We start from the raw sequence: 21,520 nt of genomic DNA on the forward strand, positions 1-21,520 counted from the left end.
CCTCGCGCGAAAAACGCAGCAAAAAGAGCGAGCAGCCCCGAGGAGATGACAATGTCGCGAATGGTGAGCCCGAGCGTCGTTTTTCTCGAGCGATGTTCGTCGTGTTTCCGAATCGGGGCCACGAGATCCTCCATCAATCGACGTATCCATCCGGTCGAAACGCTGCATCCACGACCTCCTCCCAAAGCGTCGGCAATTTTGGGATATCGGCGGCTGCGACGCGTGCCATGAGCTCGTCGCGGGAGGAGACGTCGAACTTCCGGACATAGGCGAGCAGGCATTCCGGACGCGAGAACAAGAACATCAGATCGGTGAGCTGCATCGAGCGAATCACCAGCATCGGGTGCGGCGCCTCGAGGGGGCGGTAGTCAGGGTTGTGCAAGCCGGGCTCGAGGCAGCCGGGGTAGAATTGGCCAATCATCAAGCCCTGCGCGGTGATCTCGGGCTTCAGCGCCTGGTGCACGGGGTCGATCAGCATGGGCCCGCCGTCGTTGGGCAGGTCCGGAAACAGGGTCAGGATGGCGCGGAACTCGCGGCCGACCTCGGTGGCGGGCGGCAGCGTCGGAAAGCGCGCCGCAAGCGCGCGCATCACCGGCTCCACGGCGGCGCGGTGGAGCTCGCCCTGGTACACGTGAAAGCGAATGGCCCGAAAGCGGGCCAGGGCAGGCCCGACGAAGGGGCAGACGTGGCCCTTGCGACCGAGCTGCGGATTCGGCTTGGCGATGTAGGTCTGGAGCCAGGTCAGCACCTCGAGCAGCTGCGCGCGGGCATGTGCAGGCAGATCGACGCTCTGCTCGACGAGCTGGTTGGCGCTGAGCAATTCAGGCTCACTGGCCATTTCATCGATTCTCGGGTTCATGCGCGTTCCACAGACCGAATTCGGCCATACTCCATGGTGATCACACGATCCGCACAGTGGAAAAATCGGTCGTCGTGGGTAACTGCAATGACCGTCTTCCCTCGCTGCTTCAGCGCCGGCAAAAGCTCTTCATAGAAATACGTGCGGAACTCGGGGTCCTGATCAGCGGCCCATTCGTCGAACACACAGATGGGCCGATTCTCGAGGAGCGTCACGATCATGGCCAGGCGCTTGCGCTGTCCGGTGGAGAGATTGCGGTTCGTGAAGCCCTTGTTCTCGAACGACGTCTTCTGCTGCAGATCCATCTGCGCGAGCAGCCGATGCACGGCCGCTGGGTCGACGTCGAGCAGCCCATAGAGCTTGGCGAACAGGTGGAAGTCCGAGTAGATGGCCGAGATCTTCTCCCGATACGCGGCGACATTGCTGGAATCGACGCGTATCCCGCCGACCATAAGCTCACCGCCCGTCGGCGGATACAGCCCCGTGAGCACCTTGAGGGCCGTCGACTTGCCGCTCCCGTTTCCGCCGACGATGAACACGATCTCGCCTTCCGCGATGTCGACGTCGAGGGGGCCGATGCGAAACGCGCCGTCGCCGTCCTCGGAAACGTATTCGAATTCGATACCGCGCCCCGCGATGGCGCCGAATCCACCTCGCCATGCGTCCTCGGCGTCCAGCGCGATTTGTGTCTCCAGGATGGCCTTGTCGAGCTTTTCCTCCAGCGTCCGCGCCCTGTCCAGCGCCACATTCGAGCGAATATATGCCGGCGCCCCCGTGATCAGCACGGTCATCGGTCCCCAGAGGAACAGGATGGCCGCGACGATCCCGACCAGCACAGAGGAGTCCACGTCAATGTGCTGTGGGATGACGAGAACGATGACGCCGAGCAGCGCATAGAGGTTACAACTCGCGAAGATGACATTGTCTCCATTCATCTCGCCCGACTTCAGGTTGAAGCCCTGCAACACCTCCGACGACCGCTCGATGTTGGTGCAGATGTCGCGGCCGCGCCGACGGCTGAGCTTGACCTCCTTGAAACCCTTCAGCAGGTCCGTGAGCTGATCGAAGAACACGACACGAGCGTCCCCGAGGCGCTGCAGATAGCGCTCGAGTTCCTTGGCCCTGTCTCGATACGTCGAATAACCGATGGCGAGCAGGAGTGTAATGGCGATGAAGGTTGGCAACGAGATCCAGGCGATGTACAGCACCGCGAACGCCAGGATGAGGGCCGCTTGCAAAAATGCTGCTATCAGCGGCCCATAGTTGGACACGACGCTCAGGTTTTCCGTGATCCCGTCGTAAATCGCCGCGGTGCCGATGCGCTCGACCCCCTGGATGTCCGCCTTTTCGAGCTTGTCGACGATCCTGATCTTGATCTGGTGCAGCGCCGACTCCACGACCGTGGCCGTCCGGCAGTACATGTACTTGGCGCTGATGTAATGGCCGGCGACGACGAGCGCGAAGAGGCTTGCCGCCAGCAGCCCCGAACGCTCCGGCGCGCTGGCGACCACATTCGCCCCGATGAGCACGAACATGCTCGTGGCGCCCGCCACGCACGCCGCCATGAGGATGCGACGGCGCTCGCCTCCCGCCTCCTGGGTGATGAGATCGACGATCGTCAAGGCGCATCCATTCGGGTGGTCGCCTGGACCTTCCCGTAACTCAACTTGATGACGCGGTCCGCGCAATGAAAGTAGCGATCATCGTGGGTGACGGCGATGACCGTCTTGCCCCGGCCCTTCAACGCGGGCACGAGCTCCTCGTAGAAGTACCTGCGGAATTCAGGGTCCTGATCGGCAGCCCACTCGTCGAATACGTAAACGGGGCGATCCTCGAGGAGCGTCATGATCGTGGCCAGACGCCTGCGCTGGCCGGTCGACAGCGTGCGCCGGGTAAATTGCTGCTCCTCGAAAGAGGTCTTCCCCTTTAGGCCCATCTGCGCGATCAGCGCGCGCACCGCCTCCGGCTCCGCGTCGAGCATGCCATAGAGCTTGGAGAAGAGGTGGAAGTCCGAATAGATCGCCGAAATCATCTCGCGGTACGCGGCCACGTTCTCCGGCTGGACGAGGGCGCCGCCGACGCGCAGTTCTCCGCCGCTCCGCGGGTAGAGCCCCGTGAGCACCTTGAGCAGCGTCGATTTGCCGCTCCCGTTCCCACCGACGAGAAAGACGACCTCGCCCGGCTCGATGTCGAGGCTCAGGGGGCCGACACGGAAGCACCTGTCTCCGTTGTCGGAGGGATACTCGTACACGATATCGCGTGTCGAGAGTGTGCCCATGCGACCGTTCCACGGATCCTCCGGCTTCTGGACTGCCGCTCGCTGAACTGCCTCATCGAGCTTCCCCTCCAGCGCCCGGATCTGTTCGAATGCGACGCTGGAGCGGAACACCGCATTGAGCCCGCCGGCCACGCTGGTGAAGGGGCCCCATACGAACGCGGTGCACGTGACCAGGCTGGCCATGGTCGGAACATCCACGCCGCTGTACCTAGGCAGGGTGAAAATGACCGCCCCCAGCAGGATGTACAGGACGCAGTTGGGCATGACCAAGACGCCGCTGAGCCCCTCGGCCGTCCTCACGGCGCCGGTGCGGAGGGACTCGGCCATCGTCACGATATCGTCGTGGATCTCACGCCCACGTCGGCGGCTGAATTTGGCTTCTTTGAAGCCCTTCAGCAGATCCATGACCCTATCGAAGAGCTCGAGCCGTAGCTGCCCCATCTGGCGCAGCACAGGGACGACCTCGTCGAATCTGTATTGAACGATGAAGAAACCGAACACCAACATGAGCGCGATCAGCGCAAAGGCTGGCAACGAGATCCACGCAATGTAAACGAGCCCGAACACGAGGACGAAGAGCGCCTGCAGGAAGCTCCCGAGCACCCACCCTTGCTCCGACACGACGGACATGTTCTCCGTGACGCGATCGAAAATCTCTGCGGTCCCGACGCGCTCGAGCCCCTCGAGCTCCGTTCGCTCGATCTTCTCGGCGATCCTCGTTCTTATGCGGTGGAGCAGAGCTTCGACGAGGGACGTCGTCCGGTGGTACGTTGCTCGAGCACCGAGCACGTAGGTGGCCATCGTCAACCCGAACAGGAAAAGCGCCCGCATGTCCGCCCACTCCGGGGCCCCGGCGAGGACATTGGCGCCGACGAGGAGGAGGGCGTTCGCGATCCCCCCCATCGTCGCGACGGCCAGGAGGGAAGCTCGCTGCCCCTTCGCCTCTTCGAGGAGAAGGTCTAGGACGTACATGGCTGCCTCGCAATCGAGCGAGCTTCCACATGCGTGGAGGCCCCCTCCTCGCGTGCGGTCGAGGAACTCGAAGGCGTCTCCCCGAATGCGTCGCGCGAGGTGCAGTGTGCGATGAGGCGTCGCAGCGACGAGAGGACCCTTTCCGCAATCCTCTCTACCGTCGATGTTTCGTACATCGCGGGGCTGTAGCCCCACGTGAGCCGCAGGCGCCCGTGCATCACGATGCAACTCAATGCGAGCTCATGAAACAACGCCATGTTCGGGCTCGTGCTCGTCTGCTCCGTCCCCGCGAAGTCCCAGGTCGAGCCTGCCTCATGTTGCCCGACATAATTGAACAGCACCGGCATTGGTACGGTGAGCGACGCGCGTACGGCCTCATCCGGGTGCGCATACCGCAGCCATCCATATCCCACGCCCCGCCCTGGCACCGACCGGAGCTGTTCCTTCACGCCATTCAGCAGCTCAGCAGGATCCTCCCCCGGAGGCACGTCCAGCGAGAGCGGGAACAGCGACGAGAACCACCCCACGGTGCGGGATACGTCGACGTCCTCCACCACGGGCTCGCGACCGTGATGCTGCAGTGCCACGCAGACCGTATCCGTCCCAGAGGACGCGCTCAATCCCTCTGCGAGCGCCGATAGCAGGACCGCGTGGATCTCCGTTCCACCAACCGATCCCACGTCGTGAAGGAGCGCACGGGTCTCTGCCTGAGGCAACTCCACCTCCAGGGTACGGCTCTCGCCGAATGTGCCCGCCACGCCGTCGCGACTCCGCGCGCTCGACGTCACGCCGCCGGCGCATTGCACCTGCCAGTACTCGAGCTGCTTCGACAGGCCGCCGTCCCCGACAAACGCATGCAATCGCTCGGACCACTGGCGAAGGGATGTCGTCTTGGGTCCGAGATCCGGAATTCGCCCAGCGATCAGCATATCGCAGGTGCGCTCCACGTCCTCGCACACGATGCGCCATGACACGATGTCCGTGATGAGGTGGTGCATGGCGAGGAGCAGCCGCGTCCCGCCTTCGCCCATATCCAGCCACGCAGCGCGGAAGATCGGGCCGCTGGACAGGTTCATGCCCCGTTGCAGGACCTCCGCTGCCTTCTTCACGGCGGCATCACGGGCCGAGGGCTCTATCGACGACAGGTCCACCCGCTCGAGTACCGGGGTCGCCGCCGCCTCGTGCTCCTGCACCCAGCCGGTGTCGGTGCGACGATAACGGAGCCGCAATGCGTCGTGCTGCTTCGCGAGGATCCGCAGCGCCTCTGCGGCAATCTCCTGCGACAGCGCGGGAGGCGGCGTCCATGACATCGCCGGACTGAAATGATGAGCGTCCACGGGATCTCTATCCAGGAACCAATGCTGGATCGGCGTCAGCGGGACCGTCCCGGCCACGGCGCCCTGCTCCGCGAGGACCGCGCTTTCTCTACGCACAGCCTGCGCGAGCTGCGCCACCGTCTGGTGCGTGAACAGATCGCGCACGGTCAAGTGGAGACCGGCTCGTTTGGCGCGACCTATGACCTGAATCGCGAGGATCGAGTCCCCGCCGAGCGTAAAGAAGTTATCGTGGATCCCGACGGGCGAGAATTGCAACACCTGCGACCACAGCTCGGCGAGCGCGCGCTCCGTCTCGGTCCGCGGCGCCACGTACGAGGTCTCCACCGCGCTACGCGTCATCTCTGGTGCCGGCAGCGCCTTGCGGTCCACCTTGCCGCTGGGATTCAGCGGCAGCGCCGACAGCCGCACGAATACAGAGGGGACCATGTACGCGGGCAGCGACGCCTGAAGGTGCTCGCGCAGCGTGCCCTCGGTACATTCGCCTTCCCCGGCCACCACATATGCGACCAGCCGCTTGTCACCGGGCGTGTACTCCCATGCGACCACGGCGCACGCTCGCACCGCCGGGTGGGACGACAGCACCGCCTCAATTTCACCAAGCTCGATGCGGAAACCTCGGATCTTCACCTGGTGATCGATGCGCCCGAGGAACTCCAGCTCTCCATTCGCGTCCCATCGGGCGAGATCACCCGTGCGGTACATCCGCGCCCCGGGCACGTTCGAGAACGGGTCGGGGACGAAGCGCTCCGCTGTCAGTCCGGGGCGCCCCCGATAGCCGCGTGCGAGCCCGGCTCCCGCGATGTACAGCTCCCCAGGAATGCCCACCGGGACCTGCATCAGGTTTCGATCGACCACGTGGAGCTGCGTGTTTGCGATACCTCGGCCGATCCGGACATTGCTCTGCTCAGCGTCGACGCGATATTGCGCAGACCAGATCGTCGTCTCCGTCGGCCCATAGACATTCCTGACCGTGGATGCCCGGCGTGCGAGTTTGGCCGCGAGATCTGGCGTCATTGCTTCTCCCCCGCACAGCACCTGCAGGAGCCTTCCCCCCTCCCAGCCTGCGTCGAGGACCATCCGCCATGTCGCAGGCGTCGCCTGCATCATCGTCGCGCGCTCCAGGGCTCTCACCAGCGCCTCCCCATGGCTCGCGTCTTCCTGCGACGCGAGGTGGACCGAGGCTCCCCGGAGCAAGGGCATGAACAGCTCCAGCCCGGCGATATCGAAGGACAGCGACGTGACGGTCAGCATTGCGTCCTGGGGCCCAGCCCCCATCGTTTCGGCGAAATCGTGCAGCAGGTTCGTCAGCGCGCCGTGCAGAACCTGGACGCCTTTGGGCCTCCCCGTCGAGCCCGACGTGTAGATGACGTACACCGCGTTGTCCGGCCCTACCTGGGCGCCGGGAGACGTGAGCGGTTGCTCCTGCCAAGGCGGCGCGCTCGCATCGAGATGCACCGTCACGGCCTCGTGCGCAGGCAACCTGTCCTGCAAGCGCTCCTGGGTGAGCAGCACCGCGGGCCGCGCGTCCGTCAGCATGTAGGCCAGCCGCTCTCGCGGATAACCGGGGTCGAGCGGCACGTACGCGCCGCCCGCCTTGAGAATGCCGAGCAGCCCCACCACCATCTCCAGCGAACGCTCGACGCATAGCCCCACCAGCACCTCCGGGCCCACGCCCAGCGCGCGCAAATAGTGGGCCAGCTGATTCGAGCGCTGGTCGAGCTCGCGGTAGGTGAGCTCTCGCTCAGCGAATACCAATGCCACCGCGTCAGGTGTTCGTGCGGCCTGCTCCTCGAAGAGGTCGTGGATGCACTTGCCCTCGGGATACGTGGCCGCCGTATCGTTCCAGGCAGCGAGTTGCCCGTGCTCCGCCTCGGTCAGGAAGGAGAGTTCGGACAGGGGTTTGTCAGGGTGCGCCACCGCGTCGAGGAGCAAGGCACCAAGGTGCTCGCCCAGCCGCCTCGCCGCGGCATCGTCCACGCGTGTCGTGTCATAGGCCAGGTGGATGCTGGTCCCTTCCGCGTCACGGACCACGGCGAACACCAGCGCGTTTTTCGCGGTTGTCACACCGGGGGACACCACGTCGGGAAATGGCGACCACCCCGCCGCGACCCCGGTGTGCGGCGCCGACACTTCGAAGAGGAGCACGTCATACAGCGGATTTTCATCGCCGTGCCTGGACAACCCCTGGTCCTGCACCACCACGTCGAATGGCAATGCCTGATGCTCGTGGACTTCCACGGACGTGCGCCTCGCCATCGAAAGCAGCTCGCCAAACGTCGGGTTCCCCGAGAGGTCGGTCCGCAGCACGACCGTGTTCGTGAAGAAGCCCAGGAGGTCGGCCGTGCCAGGCACCTCGCGGTTCGCAATCACCGCGCCCAGCCCGAAGTCCTTCTGGCCGCTGTAGCGCGACAGCACCGCCGTCAGGACCGCATACCACGCCATGAACGCCGTACATCCGTGGTCACGCGCCAGCGCATGCAGCGCGCTGCTCGCATCCGCTGGAATGCGGACCTTCACGCTCGCTTCGGGGCCGGGGCCGCCCTCCGAGGCGGGCCGAAGAGTCGGCAACTGGAGCCGCGGCACGCCCGCAAGTTTGTCCTTCCAGTACGCACGCGAGGCCCCGAACCCACCTCCCGTCAGCGCATCCTGCTCCGCCCGGGCGTAATCGGCGAATTGGTACGCCAGCGCCGGCAGGCTCCCCGCATCGCCGCGGCAGCACGCCTCGTACAGGCGCGAGAGCTCGGAGAGCAGCACGCCGCTCGACCATTCGTCCGTGATGATGTGGTGCTGCAGGACGAGTACGACATGCTGCGTGGACGACACGCTCACCACGACCACCCGCATCAGCGGTCCCGCTCCAAGATCGAAACGCACCCCGATCTCGGTTTCCAGGAGAGCGCGCAGGGCGGCTTCCCGCGCAGCTTCGGGCAGCGCCGAGACGTCCTCCACGCGCACCGGAATCGATACCCTTTGCGCCACCACCCGCCTCGGCACGCCGTCCACCTCGGGATACGTCGTGCGCAAGATCTCCTGCCGCTCCGCGAGCAACACAACGCTCTCGCGCAACGACGGCTCCGAGAGCGCACCTCGAATGACGAACATCTGCGGGACCTGGTACGACAGCGCCTCGGGCGATAGTTTGTCGAGGAACCACATGCGCCGCTCGGTCCCCGAGAGGCCGGCGTACGCAGGATCGGCCGCGCCGCGCGGGGCGGGGGAGAGGGTCGCCACGGGCGCCGAGCGCTTCGCCATTTCGTCCAGCGACGCCGCCAGGGCCGTCAACGTCGATTGCTGAAACAGGGTCGCCACGGTCAGCCCGAGCCCGAGCCGCGCTTTCACCGCGGACACGAGGCGCACCGCCAAAAGCGAGTGGCCGCCGAGTAGGAAGAAATCGTCATGCGCGCCGATGGGCCGCACTTCGAGCAGCTCTTCCCATAGGGCCACGAGCGCGCGCTCCGTCTCGGTCCGCGGCGCCACGTAGGAGGGCTCCGCCTCGCCGCGCGTCGCCTCGGGCGATGGCAGCGCTTTGCGGTCCACCTTGCCGTTCGGCGAAAGCGGCAGCGCGTCGAGGAAGACGAATGCCGATGGAATCATGTACTCGGGCAGCCTGCTTCGCAGGTGCTCACGCAGAGCATCCGCCGTTGGCGCGCCGTCCCTCCCCACCACGTAGGCGACCAGCCGCTTGTCTCCCGGCGCGTCTTCACGCGCCACGACGACGCACGATCCTACCGCGGTGTGCGAGGAGAGCGCAGCTTCGATTTCGCCGACCTCTACGCGGAACCCTCGAATCTTCACCTGGTGATCGGCGCGACCCAAGAACTCAAGCTCCCCGTCCTCGTTCCATCGCGCGAGGTCCCCGGTGCAATACATCCGGGCGCCAGGCTCCTTCGAGAAGGGATCCGGGACAAACCGCTCCGCCGTCATGCCGGGGCGATTCAGATAACCACGCGCGAGGCCCACCCCCGCGAGGTGGATCTCCCCGGCCATTCCGATCGGCACGGACCGCTTCGCCCCATCGAGCACGTGAATCTGCACCCCGTGAACCGGTCGACCGATTGAAAAATTATCCGGACGTTCTGCATCAAAATACGCTTGCGCCCCGAAGATGCTGAACTCGGTAGGGCCATAGGAGTTCAGCACCCTCCGACCCTTCGCCCACTGCGCCACGAGTCCGGGCGACGTCGTGTCGCCCGCCAAGGTGATATGGCGCAGAGCGGGCGCGCGGCAGTTCAACACCCGCAGCATCGCCGGCGGAATGAACGACACCGTGATCCCACGGTTCTCCAGGCACTCCGCAATGCCCTCGACCGCGCCGTGGGCATTGCTCGGCAACACGCACGCGGCACCGTTGCACAGCGATATCATCCAGTCGATGATCGCCCCGTCGAACGCCACCGCTGCGCTCTGCAGCACGCGATCATTCGGATGGATCACGAAATGCTCGCGCTGGAATGCCACACGCGCCGCAAGCCCCCGGTGCTCGTTGACTACAGGTTTGGGTTTGCCCGTGGAGCCAGAGGTGAACACCACGTAATTCGCATGCTCGGGCCGAACGCCGCTCTCGGGCGGCGTGGCCTGCTGCGACACCCATTGCGTCGCGTCCGCGTCGAGCCGCACCACCGTCACGCCGGACGCCGTGAATCGGCCCTCAAGATTTTCGTGCGTAAGCAGCACCGGCGCCTGCGCTTCGGAAAGCAGGAGCGAGAGCCTCTCCGGCGGATATGCGGGATCCAGCGGCACGAACGCGCCGCCGGCCTTCAGGATCCCGACCAAGCCCACCACCATGTCGAACGACCGCTCCACGCACAGCGCCACGCGCACCTCGGGCCCGACGCCGAGGGAACGAAGGTGGTGCGCCAGCCGATTGGCCTGCGCATCGAATTCCCCATAGCTGAGCTGCCGGCCGTCCTGTTCGAGCGCCACCGCCCCAGGCACCTTCGCCGCCTGCTCCGCAATGAGCTCGTGAATGCACCGGGCAGCGGGGTCCACCTTGGGCGTGTCGTTCCACGCGGCGAGCTTCTCCGTTTCCTCTTCGGTCAAGAGGTCCAGATCCGACAAACGGTTGTCCGGATGCACGGCGGCATCCGTCATGACCGTCCGCAAATGGCTGCACAACCGCTCCGCTGCCGTGCGCGAGACGCGCCTCATGTCGTACAGGACCTCCAAGACGGTCCCTTCGACCGAGTGCTGCACGGAGACGGCAAGCGCGTCCTTCGCCGTCGCCATACCCTCGTGCACCGCACCAAGGAAGGGTGACCACCCGGCCGCATCTCCGGTGGTCGGAGGCGTCACCTCGAAAAAGGCCACGTCATACAGCGGGTTCTCCCCGGCATGCCGCGAGAGCCCCTGATCCTGCACGACGATGTCGAACGGCAACGCCTGGTGCTCGTACGCGTCCAGCGACGTCCGTCGCGCGCGAGACAGCAGCTCGGCAAACGTCGGGTTCCCCGAAAGGTCGGTCCGCAGCACGACCGTGTTTGTGAAGAAGCCGAGGAGGTGAGATGCGCCCGGTGCCTCGCGGTTCGCGATCACCGCGCCCAGCCCGAAGTCCTTCTGGCCGCTGTAGCGCGACAGCACCGCCGTCAGAACCGCGTACCACGCCATGAACGGCGTACAGCCGTGGTCACGCGCCAACGCTTGCAGCGCGCTGCTCGCATCCGCTGGAATGCGGACCTTCACGCTCGCTTCGGGGCCGGGGCCGCCCTCGGAGGCGGGCCGAAGAATCGGCAACTGGAGCCGCGGCACACCCGCAAGTTTGTTCTTCCAGTACGAACGCGAAGCCCCGAATCCACCACCCGTTAGCGCATCCTGCTCCCCCCGAGCATAATCGGCGAATTGGTACGAGAGCGCCGGCAAACTCGCCGCATCGCCGCGGCAGCACGCCTCGTACAGGCGCGAGAGCTCGGAGAGCAGCACGCCGCTCGACCATTCGTCTGTGATGATGTGGTGCTGCAGGACCAGCACGACATGCTGCGCGGACGACACGCTCACTACGAGCACCCGTGTCAGCGGTCCCGCTCCGAGATCGAAACGCATCCCGATCTCGGCCTCCAGGAGCGCGCGCAGGGCGGCTTCCCGCGCAGCTTCGGGCAGCGCCGAGACGTCCTCCACGCGCACCGGAATCGATACCCTCTGCGCCACCACCCGCCTCGGCACGCCGTCCACCTCGGGATACGTCGTGCGCAGGATCTCCTGCCGCTCCGCGAGCAACACCACGCTCTGGCGCAATGCCGGCTCCGAGAGCGCACCTCGAATGACGAACATCTGCGGGACCTGGTACGACAGCGCCTCGGGCAAGAATTTGTCGGCGAACCACATCCGCCGCTCGGTCCCCGAGAGGTCGGCATACGCTGAATCGGCCGCGCCGCGCGGAGCGGGCGAAACGCCTGCCACGGGCGCCGGCCGCTTCGCCATTCCATCCAGCGACGCCGCCAGGGCCGCCACCGTCGATTGCTGAAGCAGCGTCGCCACGGTCAGCCCGAGCCCGAGCCGCGCTTTCACCGCGGACACGAGACGCACCGCCAAAAGCGAATGGCCGCCGAGCTGGAAGAAGTCGTCGTGGACGCCGATGGGCCGCACTTCGAGCAACTCTTCCCAGATGGCCACGAGCGCGCGTTCTGTGTCGGTCCGCGGCGCCACGTACGATGTCTCCGCCGCGTCGCGCGTCGCCTCGGGTGCCGGCAGCGCCTTGCGATCCACTTTGCCGCTTGGATTCAGCGGCAGCTCCGTCAGCCGCACGAATGCAGACGGGACCATGTACTCCGGCAGCGTCGTCCCCAGGTGCTCCCGCAATGCTACTGGCGCCCACGTCTCCTCGGCAGCCACCACGTACGCTACCAACCGCTTGTCGCCCGACGCTTCGTCCCGGGCCACCACCACGCAATCGCGCACCGACGCGTGCGTCACGAGCGCAGCCTCGATTTCACCGAGTTCGATCCGGAATCCGCGGACCTTCACCTGGTGGTCGATGCGGCCCAGGAACTCCAGCGCGCCGTCCTCCCTCCAGCGCGCAAGGTCGCCCGTGCGATACATCCGCGCCCCTGCCTCGGGCGAGAACGGGTCAGGTACGAATCGCTCCGCCGTCAGCTCGGGGCGATTCAGATAGCCTCGCGCGAGCTGCACCCCCGACAGGTAAAGCTCCCCCGCGACGCCCACGGGCACCGCGCGCAATTCGTCATCGAGCACGTAGGTACGCGTGTTGTCGATCGGACGCCCGATCGGCACCGGCCCCTCCTCCTCCGGCCTGCACGCGTGGCTCGTCACATCAATGGCCGCCTCGGTCGGACCATACAGATTGTGAAGCTCGCCTTTGCTCCCCGCATACCAGGACGCACGCAGGTGCGCCGGCAGCGCCTCGCCGCTCGCGAACACCAATCGCAGCGATGCGCGCTCCCGGGGCTCCGTCGCCGCAAGGAACACCCCGAACATCGACGGCACGAAATGCGTCACCGTGACCCCGCGCTCCCCCATCAGCGCAGCGAGATAACGCGGATCCTTGTGACCCTCGGGCGCCGCGATCACCATCCGGGCGCCCTCCAAGAGAGGCCACCACAGCTCCCAGCCCGACACGTCGAATGACAGCGGCGTCTTCTGCAACACCGCGTCGCTCGCCTTCAGCCCGTAAGCGCGCTGCATCCATCGCAGGCGGTTGTCCACCCCGCGATGCGTGTTGAGCACTCCCTTCGGCCGACCCGTCGAGCCCGACGTGTAAATCACGTACATTGCATGGTCCGGACCTACCTGCACGTCGGGGGACGTGAGCGGTTGCGCCTGCCAAGGGGCCGCGCCCGCATCGAGGTAGACCGTGACAACCTCATGCGCGGGAAGACTGCCCTCCAGGCGCTCCTGCGTCAGCAGCACCGCCGGACGCGCGTCCGCCAGCATGAAGGCCAGCCGATCCCGCGGATAGCCAGGGTCGAGCGGCACGTACGCGCCGCCCGCCTTCAGAATGCCGAGCAGCCCCACCACCATCCCCAACGAACGCTCGACGCACAGCCCTACACGCACCTCCGGGCCCACGCCCAGCACGCGCAGGTGGTGCGCCAACTGATTCGAGCGCTCGTCGAGCTCCCGGTAGGTCAGCTCCTGCTCGGCGAATACCAAGGCCACCGCGTCGGGCGTCCGCGCCGCCTGCTCCGCGAACAGAACATGAATGCACTTGCACGCGGGATACGCCACCTCCGTGTCGTTCCAGGCAGCGAGCTGCCTGTGCTCTGCCTCGGTGAGCGTGGCAAGCTCAGACAATGGTTTGTCTGGGCGTGTGGCCATGTCGAGCAGCAGGGTGCGCAGGTGCCCCCAGATCCGCTCGACGTCTTCCCCGCGAAGAGCTGCGGGGTTCCACATCCAGCGCAGGTCGAGCGTCTTGCTCGCCACCACCGCAATGGTCAGCGGGTAGCTCGTCTGCTCGAAAGACCGGAAGTTCACGATCGGCAGCACCTCGGCCTGCTGCGCCGCCTCGTCCACCGGATAGTTTTCGAAAACGAGGAGCGTATCGAACAGCGCGCGACCTCCGCCCACCGCGCTCGCCCGCTGCACCTCATAAAGGGGGGTGGCCTCGTGGGCGCGCAGGTCGACCTGCTCGGCTTGTAGCCGCTGCAGCCATTCGACCACACCTTCCGAGCCCGACCACCGGGCCCGGAGCGGCAGCGTGTTGATGAACAGGCCGACCATCCGCTCAATGCCGGGGATGGGCGCGCTGCGACCGGAGGTCGTCATGCCGAAGACGACATCCGGTCGTCCCGTATAGCGGCCGAGGATCTGCGCGAGCGCGCCTTGCACCACCGTGTTCACGGTCAGGCCATGCCGCCGCGCGAATGCCGTGAGCTCCGTGGTCTCGGCAGCCGTCAACGAGTCATTACGATTCGCGTGCTCCCGCGTCGCCTCGGCGGGCATCGCCGCGGGCGGCAGGAACGGCAGCCGCGTCGGCTCGTCGACGCTGGCCAGGTACGTGGCGAAGAAGGCTGCCGAGGCCTGTTCGTCCTTCGTTGCGAGCCATGCGATGTAGCGTTCGTACGGCGCCGGCGCCGGCAATACGAGCCTGCTCCCTCCCCGAAGCGCGGCATAAGCGGCCTGCAGTTCACCGAGCACAACCGGCATCGACCAGCCGTCAGACAGGATGTGATGCGTGCTGTTCAGCATCCACGTCCTGCCTCCGGGCATGCGTACGAGCACGACCCGCGACAGGGGAGCGTGCGTGAAATCGAATCCGGCCGCGCGTTCCTCGCGCTGCAGAGTTTCCCACCGCGCCTCGGCTTCGGCCGCGTCCAGCGAGGACCAGTCGTACGTCGGCATTGAGAAAGAGACGTGGCGATGCACGACCTGCAGCGGCTCCGGAACCCCCTGCCATACGAACGACGTCCGGTAGACCGCGTACCGTGCGATCACGGTCCTCCACGCGCCTTCCAGGGCTGCGGCGTTCACCTCGCCGCCCAGCTCGAGCGCGAGCTGGACCGTGTAGGTCGGCGACTCCGGCTCATTCAGGGCGTGGAACAGGAGCCCCGCCTGGAGCGGCGAGAGCGGATAGACGCTCTCCACGTCGCGCATGCCCCCGACGAGGCGATCCAACACTCCTTGCCCGAGCCGCGCGAGCGGAAAGTCCGAAGGCGTGTATCCAAACGCTTCGCTCGACGTGCAATGTGCGATGAGCCGGCGGAGGGAGGCGACGAACCGCGCCGCGAGCTGCTCCACCGTGGACGCGTCGTGGACCACGGGGCTGTAGGTCCATTCGAACCGCAGGCGTCCCTGCCAAACCCCGCCGTTCACCGCCAGCGTATGCCACAGCCTCATCCGTGGGCTCGTGGCCCTCCCCGCCGGCTCGTCCGCCGGCCCAAGCAACCCTCGGCCCTGCGCCGCCATATCGAGCTGCCCGAGGTAATTGAACACCACGGACGAATCGACCGACAGCGAGGCGCGCACCGCCGCGTCCGGGTGCGCATACCGAAGCCAGCCATACCCCACGCCTCGGCTCGGCACCGACCGGAGCTGCTCCTTGATCCCCTTCAGGAGCGCCGCAGGATCCTCGTTCCCCGGCACCGTCAGCCAGACCGGGAACAGGGCCGTGAACCATCCAACGGTGCGGGACACGTCCACGTCCTCGACCAGCGCTTCGCGCCCGTGCCCCTCCAGGTCGATGCAAACCGTATCCGTATGGCAAAATGCGCTCAGCGCGGACGCGAGCGCCGAAAGCAGGACGTCATTGATCTCGGTGCGGTAGGCCGAGCTCACGTCCTGCAAGAGCGCACGGGTCTCCTCCACCGAGAGCTCCACGTCCACCGTGCGGCTCTCGCCGACCGTGCCCGGCGCCACGTCGCGATCGAGCGAAAGCGGCGTCACGCCGCGCGCGCATTGCGCCTGCCAGTAGCCAAGCTCCTCCGACAAACCACCGCCTGCAATGAATGCATGCAGCCGCTCCGACCACTGCCGGAACGACGTCGTCTTCGCGGCGAGCTGCGGCGTTTGTCCGGCCAGCCGGTCCTCGCAGGCGCGCTCCAGATCTTCGTGCAGAATGCGCCACGACACGCCGTCCACGACGAGGTGGTGCACGACGAGCAGAAGTCGCGTCCCTTCCTCGCCGAGATCCAGCCACGTCGCGCGGGCGACCGGGCCCGTGAACAGCGACAGCCCCCCTTGCAAAGCGTCGGCCACGTTCTGCACGGCAGCTTTGCGTGCCGAGGACGGCACCGCCGAGAGGTCCACCCGCTCGAGCGGCAGCGCCACTTCCTCCGCGTGGCGTTGCACCCACCCCGACTCCGCGCGGTGATACCGCAATCGCAACGCGTCGTGTTGCCTCAACACGACCTGCAATGCCTCCGCCACGATCTCGGGCGACAGCGTGGACGACGGCGTCCACGTCATTGCCTGATTGAAATGGTGTATCTCTTCGGGGTCCTTGCGCAGGAACCAATGCTGGCTCGGCGTCAGCGAGACCCTGCCGGTCACCGCGCCCTGCTCCACCAGGGCTGCGCTGGAACTGCGCGCGGCCTGCGAAAGCTCCGCGACCGTCTGGTGCATGAACATGTCGCGCACCGTCAAGTGCAAGCCGGCACGCTTGGCTCGCCCCACTACCTGGATCGCGAGGATCGAATCGCCTCCGAGCGCGAAAAAATTGTCGTGGATTCCCACGGACGCGGCGCGCAGCACCTCCGACCAGATCTCCGCGAGCGCTCGCTCCGCCGCCGTGCGCGGCGCGGTGTAGGCGGCCTCCGCGACCTGCCGCGTGTCTTCCGGCGCAGGCAGCGCTTTGCGGTCCACCTTGCCGTTCGGCGAGAGCGGCAGCGCGTCGAGGAAGACGAAAGCCGACGGAATCATGTACTCGGGCAGCCTGCTCCGCAGATGCTCGCGCAGCGCACCCGCCTCCGGCGCGCCGTCCTTCCCCACCACGTAAACGACGAGGCGCTTGTCCCCCGGCGTATCTTCACGCGCCACGACGACACACGACCCCACCGCGGCGTGCGACGAGAGCGCCGCCTCGACTTCGCCGGTCTCGACCCGGAACCCTCGAATCTTCACCTGATGGTCGGCGCGACCCAAGAACTCAAGCTCCCCGTCCTCGTTCCAGCGCGCGAGGTCCCCGGTACAATACATCCGGGCCCCTGGTTCCTTCGAAAATGGCTCCGGGACAAACCGCTCCGCCGTCATGCCGGGACGATTCAGATACCCACGCGCGAGGCCCACCCCCGCGAGGTGGATCTCCCCGGCCATTCCGACGGGCACCGGCCGCTTCGCGCCATCGAGCACGTGAATCTGCACCCCGTGAACCGGTCGACCGATCGAAAAATTCTCCGGACGCTCTGCATCGAAATACGCTTGCGCCCCGAAGATGCTGAACTCGGTAGGGCCATAGGAGTTCAGCATCCTACGGCCCTTCGCCCACTGCGCCACGAGCGTGGGCGACGTCGTGTCGCCCGCCAAGGTGATATGGCGCAGAGCGGGCGCGCGGCAGTTCAACACCCGCAGCATCGCCGGCGGAATGAATGATACCGTGATTCCACGATTCTCCAAGCACTCCGCTATGCCGTCGATCGCGCCGTGAGCATTGCTCGGCAACACGCACGCGGCTCCGTTGCACAGCGATATCATCCAATCGATGATGGCCCCGTCGAACGCCACCGCTGCGCTCTGCAGCACGCGATCGCTCGGGTGGATCACGAAATGCTCGCGCTGGAATGCCACACGCGCCGCAAGCCCCCGGTGCTCGTTGACCACAGGCTTGGGTTTGCCCGTGGAGCCGGAAGTGAACACCACGTAATTCGCGTGCTCGGGCCGGACGCCGCTCTCGGGCAGCGTGGCTGGCTGCGACGCCCATTGCCCCGCGTCCACGTCGAGCCGCACCACCGTCACGCCGGATGCCGTGAACCGGTCCTCGATGTGCGCGTGCGTCAGCAGCACCGGCGCCTGCGCTTCGGACAGCAGGAGCGAGAGCCTCTCCGCCGGATACGCTGGATCCAGAGGCACGAACGCGCCGCCGGCCTTCAGGATCCCGACGAGACCCACCACCATGTCGAACGACCGCTCCACGCACAGCGCCACGCGCACCTCGGGCCCGACGCCGAGGGAGCGAAGGTAGTGCGCCAGCCGATTGGCCTGCGCCTCGAATTCACCATAGCTGAGCTGTCGGCCGTCCTGTTCGAGCGCCACCGCCCCCGGCGCCTTCGCCGCCTGCTCCGCAATGAGCTCGTGAATGCACCGGGCGGCCGGGTCCACCTTGGGCGTGTCGTTCCACGCAGCGAGCTTCTCCGTTTCCTCTTCGGTCAAGAGGTTAAGATCCGACAAATGTTTGTCCGGGTGCGCCGCAGCATCCGTCGCGAGCGCCCGCAAATGGCCGCACAATCGCTCCGCTGCCGTGCGCGAAACACGCCTCGTGTCGTACAGGACCTCCACAACGGCCCCCTCGGCGCCGTGGCGTACGGTCACCGCGAGCGCATTCTTCGCCGTCGTCACGCCTTCCGGCACCGCACCGAGCAGCGGTGACCAGCCGGCCGCATCTCCGGCGGTCGGAGGCGTCACCTCGAAGAAGGTGACGTCGAACAGCGGATTCTCGCCGGCCTGCCGTGAGAGCCCCTGATCCTGCACCACGACGTCGAACGGCAGCGCCTGGTGCTCGTACGCGTCGAGCGAGGTCCGCCGCGCACGCGAGAGCAGTTCGGCAAACGTAGGGTCTCCCGAGAGGTCGGTCCGCAGCACGACCGTATTCGTGAAAAACCCGAGCATCGCCTCGGTCCCAGCGACCTGGCGATTCGCGAGGACCGCACCGAGGCCGAAATCCGTCTGCCGGCTGTACCGAGCCAGCACAGCCGCAAGAGCCCCATACCAGGCCATGAAGGGGGTCGCGCCGCTCTCGCGCGAGAGCGCCTGCATCCGGCGGCTCGTCTCCGGCGATAAATGGAGCGAGACGCACCCTTCCGGCCCCGAGCCTACGCCCGAGGGAGGAGAAACAATCGACAGGTCGAGCCTCGGTACGCCGGAGAGGGCGTCCTTCCAGTATGCCCGCGACGCCGCGAGCCCGTCGCCGGCGAGCGCCGACCGCTCTGCGCGTGCGTAATCCGAGTAATGGGAGACAAGGGGAGGTAGCGCGGCCGTCCCCCCGCGGCGCGATGCCTCGTACAGGGACGAGAGCTCCGCGAGCAAGAGCCCCCAGGACCACTCATCCGTGATGATGTGATGCTGGTGCACGACGACGACATGCCGGTCCGCGGCGGTCTGCACGGCCAGGACCCGCGTCAGCGGGCCACACTCCAGGTCGAAATAGGTCGCGACCTCTGCGGCGAGCAACGCCTGCAGCGCGGAATCTCGCTCCGCTTCGGGCAGGAACGAGACGTCTTCCACGCGGATCGGAATGGCCACATCGTCCGACACCCGCCGCCTCGGCGTGCCGTCCACATCCGGATACGTCGTGCGAAGGATTTCGTGGCGCAATGCCAGCACGCGGACACTCTCGTGGAGCGCCGACGCCGAGAACGCGGACGCCACCTCGAATACATGCGGGATCTGGTACGATCTCGCCTCGGGCGACAATTTCTCTAAAAACCAGATGCGCCGCTCCGTGCCCGACAGGCCCTCATGAGGAGGCTCACCCTCCGCGCGCGGCGAGAGGCGGATTTGCGGCGCAAGCGCCGGTCGCTCCGCCCTGGTGTCCCAGAGTGTCGAAAGCGCTTCGATCGTCGGATGGCGGAATACCGTCGCTACGCCCAGCGCGCCCCCGAGCCGCGCCTCGACGGCCGACACGAGGCGAAAGACAAGAAGCGAATGGCCGCCGAGCTGGAAAAATGAGTCTCTGACGCCGATCGGCCGCACCTGGAGCAACTCTTCCCAGATGGCCACGAGCGCGCGCTCCGTCTCGGTCCGCGGCGCCACGTACGATGTCTCCGCCGCGTCGCGCGTCGTCTCGGGTGCCGGCAGCGCCTTGCGATCCACTTTGCCGCTTGGATTCAGCGGCAGCTCCGTCAGCCGCACGAATGCAGACGGGACCATGTACTCCGGCAGCGTCGTCCCCAGGTGCTCCCGCAATGCTACTGGCGCCCACGTCTCCTCGGCAGCCACCACGTACGCTACCAACCGCTTGTCGCCCGACGCTTCGTCCCGGGCCACCACCACGCAATCGCGCACCGACGCGTGCGTCACGAGCGCAGCCTCGATTTCACCGAGTTCGATCCGGAATCCGCGGACCTTCACCTGGTGGTCGATGCGGCCCAGGAACTCCAGCGCGCCGTCCTCCCTCCAGCGCGCAAGGTCGCCCGTGCGATACATCCGCGCCCCTGCCTCGGGCGAGAACGGGTCAGGTACGAATCGCTCCGCCGTCAGCTCGGGGCGATTCAGATAGCCTCGCGCGAGCTGCACCCCCGACAGGTAAAGCTCCCCCGCGACGCCCACGGGCACCGCGCGCAATTCGTCATCGAGCACGTAGGTACGCGTGTTGTCGATCGGACGCCCGATCGGCACCGGCCCCTCCTCCTCCGGCCTGCACGCGTGGCTCGTCACATCAATGGCCGCCTCGGTCGGACCATACAGATTGTGAAGCTCGCCTTTGCTCCCCGCATACCAGGACGCACGCAGGTGCGCCGGCAGCGCCTCGCCGCTCGCGAACACCAATCGCAGCGATGCGCGCTCCCGGGGCTCCGTCGCCGCAAGGAACACCCCGAACATCGACGGCACGAAATGCGTCACCGTGACCCCGCGCTCCCCCATCAGCGCAGCGAGATAACGCGGATCCTTGTGACCCTCGGGCGCCGCGATCACCATCCGGGCGCCCTCCAAGAGAGGCCACCACAGCTCCCAGCCCGACACGTCGAATGACAGCGGCGTCTTCTGCAACACCGCGTCGCTCGCCTTCAGCCCGTAAGCGCGCTGCATCCATCGCAGGCGGTTGTCCACCCCGCGATGCGTGTTGAGCACTCCCTTCGGCCGACCCGTCGAGCCCGACGTGTAAATCACGTACATTGCATGGTCCGGACCTACCTGCACGTCGGGGGACGTGAGCGGTTGCGCCTGCCAAGGGGCCGCGCCCGCATCGAGGTAGACCGTGACAACCTCATGCGCGGGAAGCCTGCCCTCCAGGCGCTCCTGCGTCAGCAGCACCGCCGGACGCGCGTCCGCCAGCATAAAGGCGAGCCGGTCCCGCGGATAGCCGGGGTCGAGCGGCACGTACGCGCCGCCCGCCTTCAAAATGCCGAGCAGCCCCACCACCATCTCCAACGAACGCTCGACGCACAGCCCGACACGCACCTCCGGGCCCACGCCCAGCACGCGCAGGTGGTGCGCCAACTGATTCGAGCGCTCGTCGAGCTCCCGATAGGTCAGCTCCTCCTCGGCGAACACCAAGGCCACCGCGTCGGGCGTCCGCGCCGCCTGCTCCGCGAACAGAACATGAATGCACTTGCACGCGGGATACGCCACCTCCGTGTCGTTCCACGCCGCCAGCAGGCGCAGCTCGTCGGAGGTGAGCAAGGGCAGGCGCCCCATCGGGCGCGCCGGATCGACGTGCCCCTCGTTCCAGCGCGCCCCGAGGTCGCCGCGGCGGCCTGCGTCCTGGCTCCGAATGTCTACGCTCTCGTCGTGCATGCTCATCGTATGTCGTGA

4 protein-coding genes are annotated in these 21,520 nt (G+C 66.6%); all 4 read right to left on the reverse strand.

All coding sequences use genetic code 11. The annotated features are described in order from the left end of the window. Positions 1-133 precede the first annotated feature (133 nt). From E8A74_RS53470 to E8A74_RS45840, 4 genes are read right to left on the reverse strand one after another with little or no spacing between them, the layout of a single operon-like run. Positions 134-859, reverse strand: a complete 726-nt coding sequence (locus E8A74_RS53470) for a DUF6875 domain-containing protein (RefSeq protein WP_170229879.1) — start codon at positions 857-859, stop codon at positions 134-136. Next, positions 856-2,481, reverse strand: a complete 1,626-nt coding sequence (locus E8A74_RS45830) for a cyclic peptide export ABC transporter (RefSeq protein ID WP_136935494.1) — start codon at positions 2,479-2,481, stop codon at positions 856-858. The genes E8A74_RS53470 and E8A74_RS45830 overlap by 4 nt, the downstream gene beginning before the upstream one ends. Beyond that, the gene (locus tag E8A74_RS45835; protein WP_136935495.1) at positions 2,478-4,109 is read right to left on the reverse strand and encodes a cyclic peptide export ABC transporter; all 1,632 of its coding nucleotides are present in this window, start codon (positions 4,107-4,109) and stop codon (positions 2,478-2,480) included. The genes E8A74_RS45830 and E8A74_RS45835 overlap by 4 nt, the downstream gene beginning before the upstream one ends. Beyond that, positions 4,097-21,502, reverse strand: coding sequence for a non-ribosomal peptide synthetase (locus E8A74_RS45840; RefSeq protein WP_170229880.1), 17,406 nt, complete (start codon positions 21,500-21,502; stop codon positions 4,097-4,099). The genes E8A74_RS45835 and E8A74_RS45840 overlap by 13 nt, the downstream gene beginning before the upstream one ends. Positions 21,503-21,520: the final 18 nt, after the last annotated feature.

It is taken from the genome of Polyangium fumosum (assembly GCF_005144585.1).
Lineage (GTDB): Bacteria > Myxococcota_A > Polyangia > Polyangiales > Polyangiaceae > Polyangium > Polyangium fumosum.

Excerpts from the sequence above, each read along its gene's own strand:
- E8A74_RS53470 (WP_170229879.1), bottom strand. The coding sequence starts at position 859 with ATGAACCCGAGAATCGATGAAATGGCCAGTGAGCCTGAATTGCTCAGC.
- E8A74_RS45835 (WP_136935495.1), bottom strand. The coding sequence starts at position 4,109 with ATGTACGTCCTAGACCTTCTCCTCGAAGAGGCGAAGGGGCAGCGAGCT.
- E8A74_RS45840 (WP_170229880.1), bottom strand. The coding sequence starts at position 21,502 with ATGCACGACGAGAGCGTAGACATTCGGAGCCAGGACGCAGGCCGCCGC.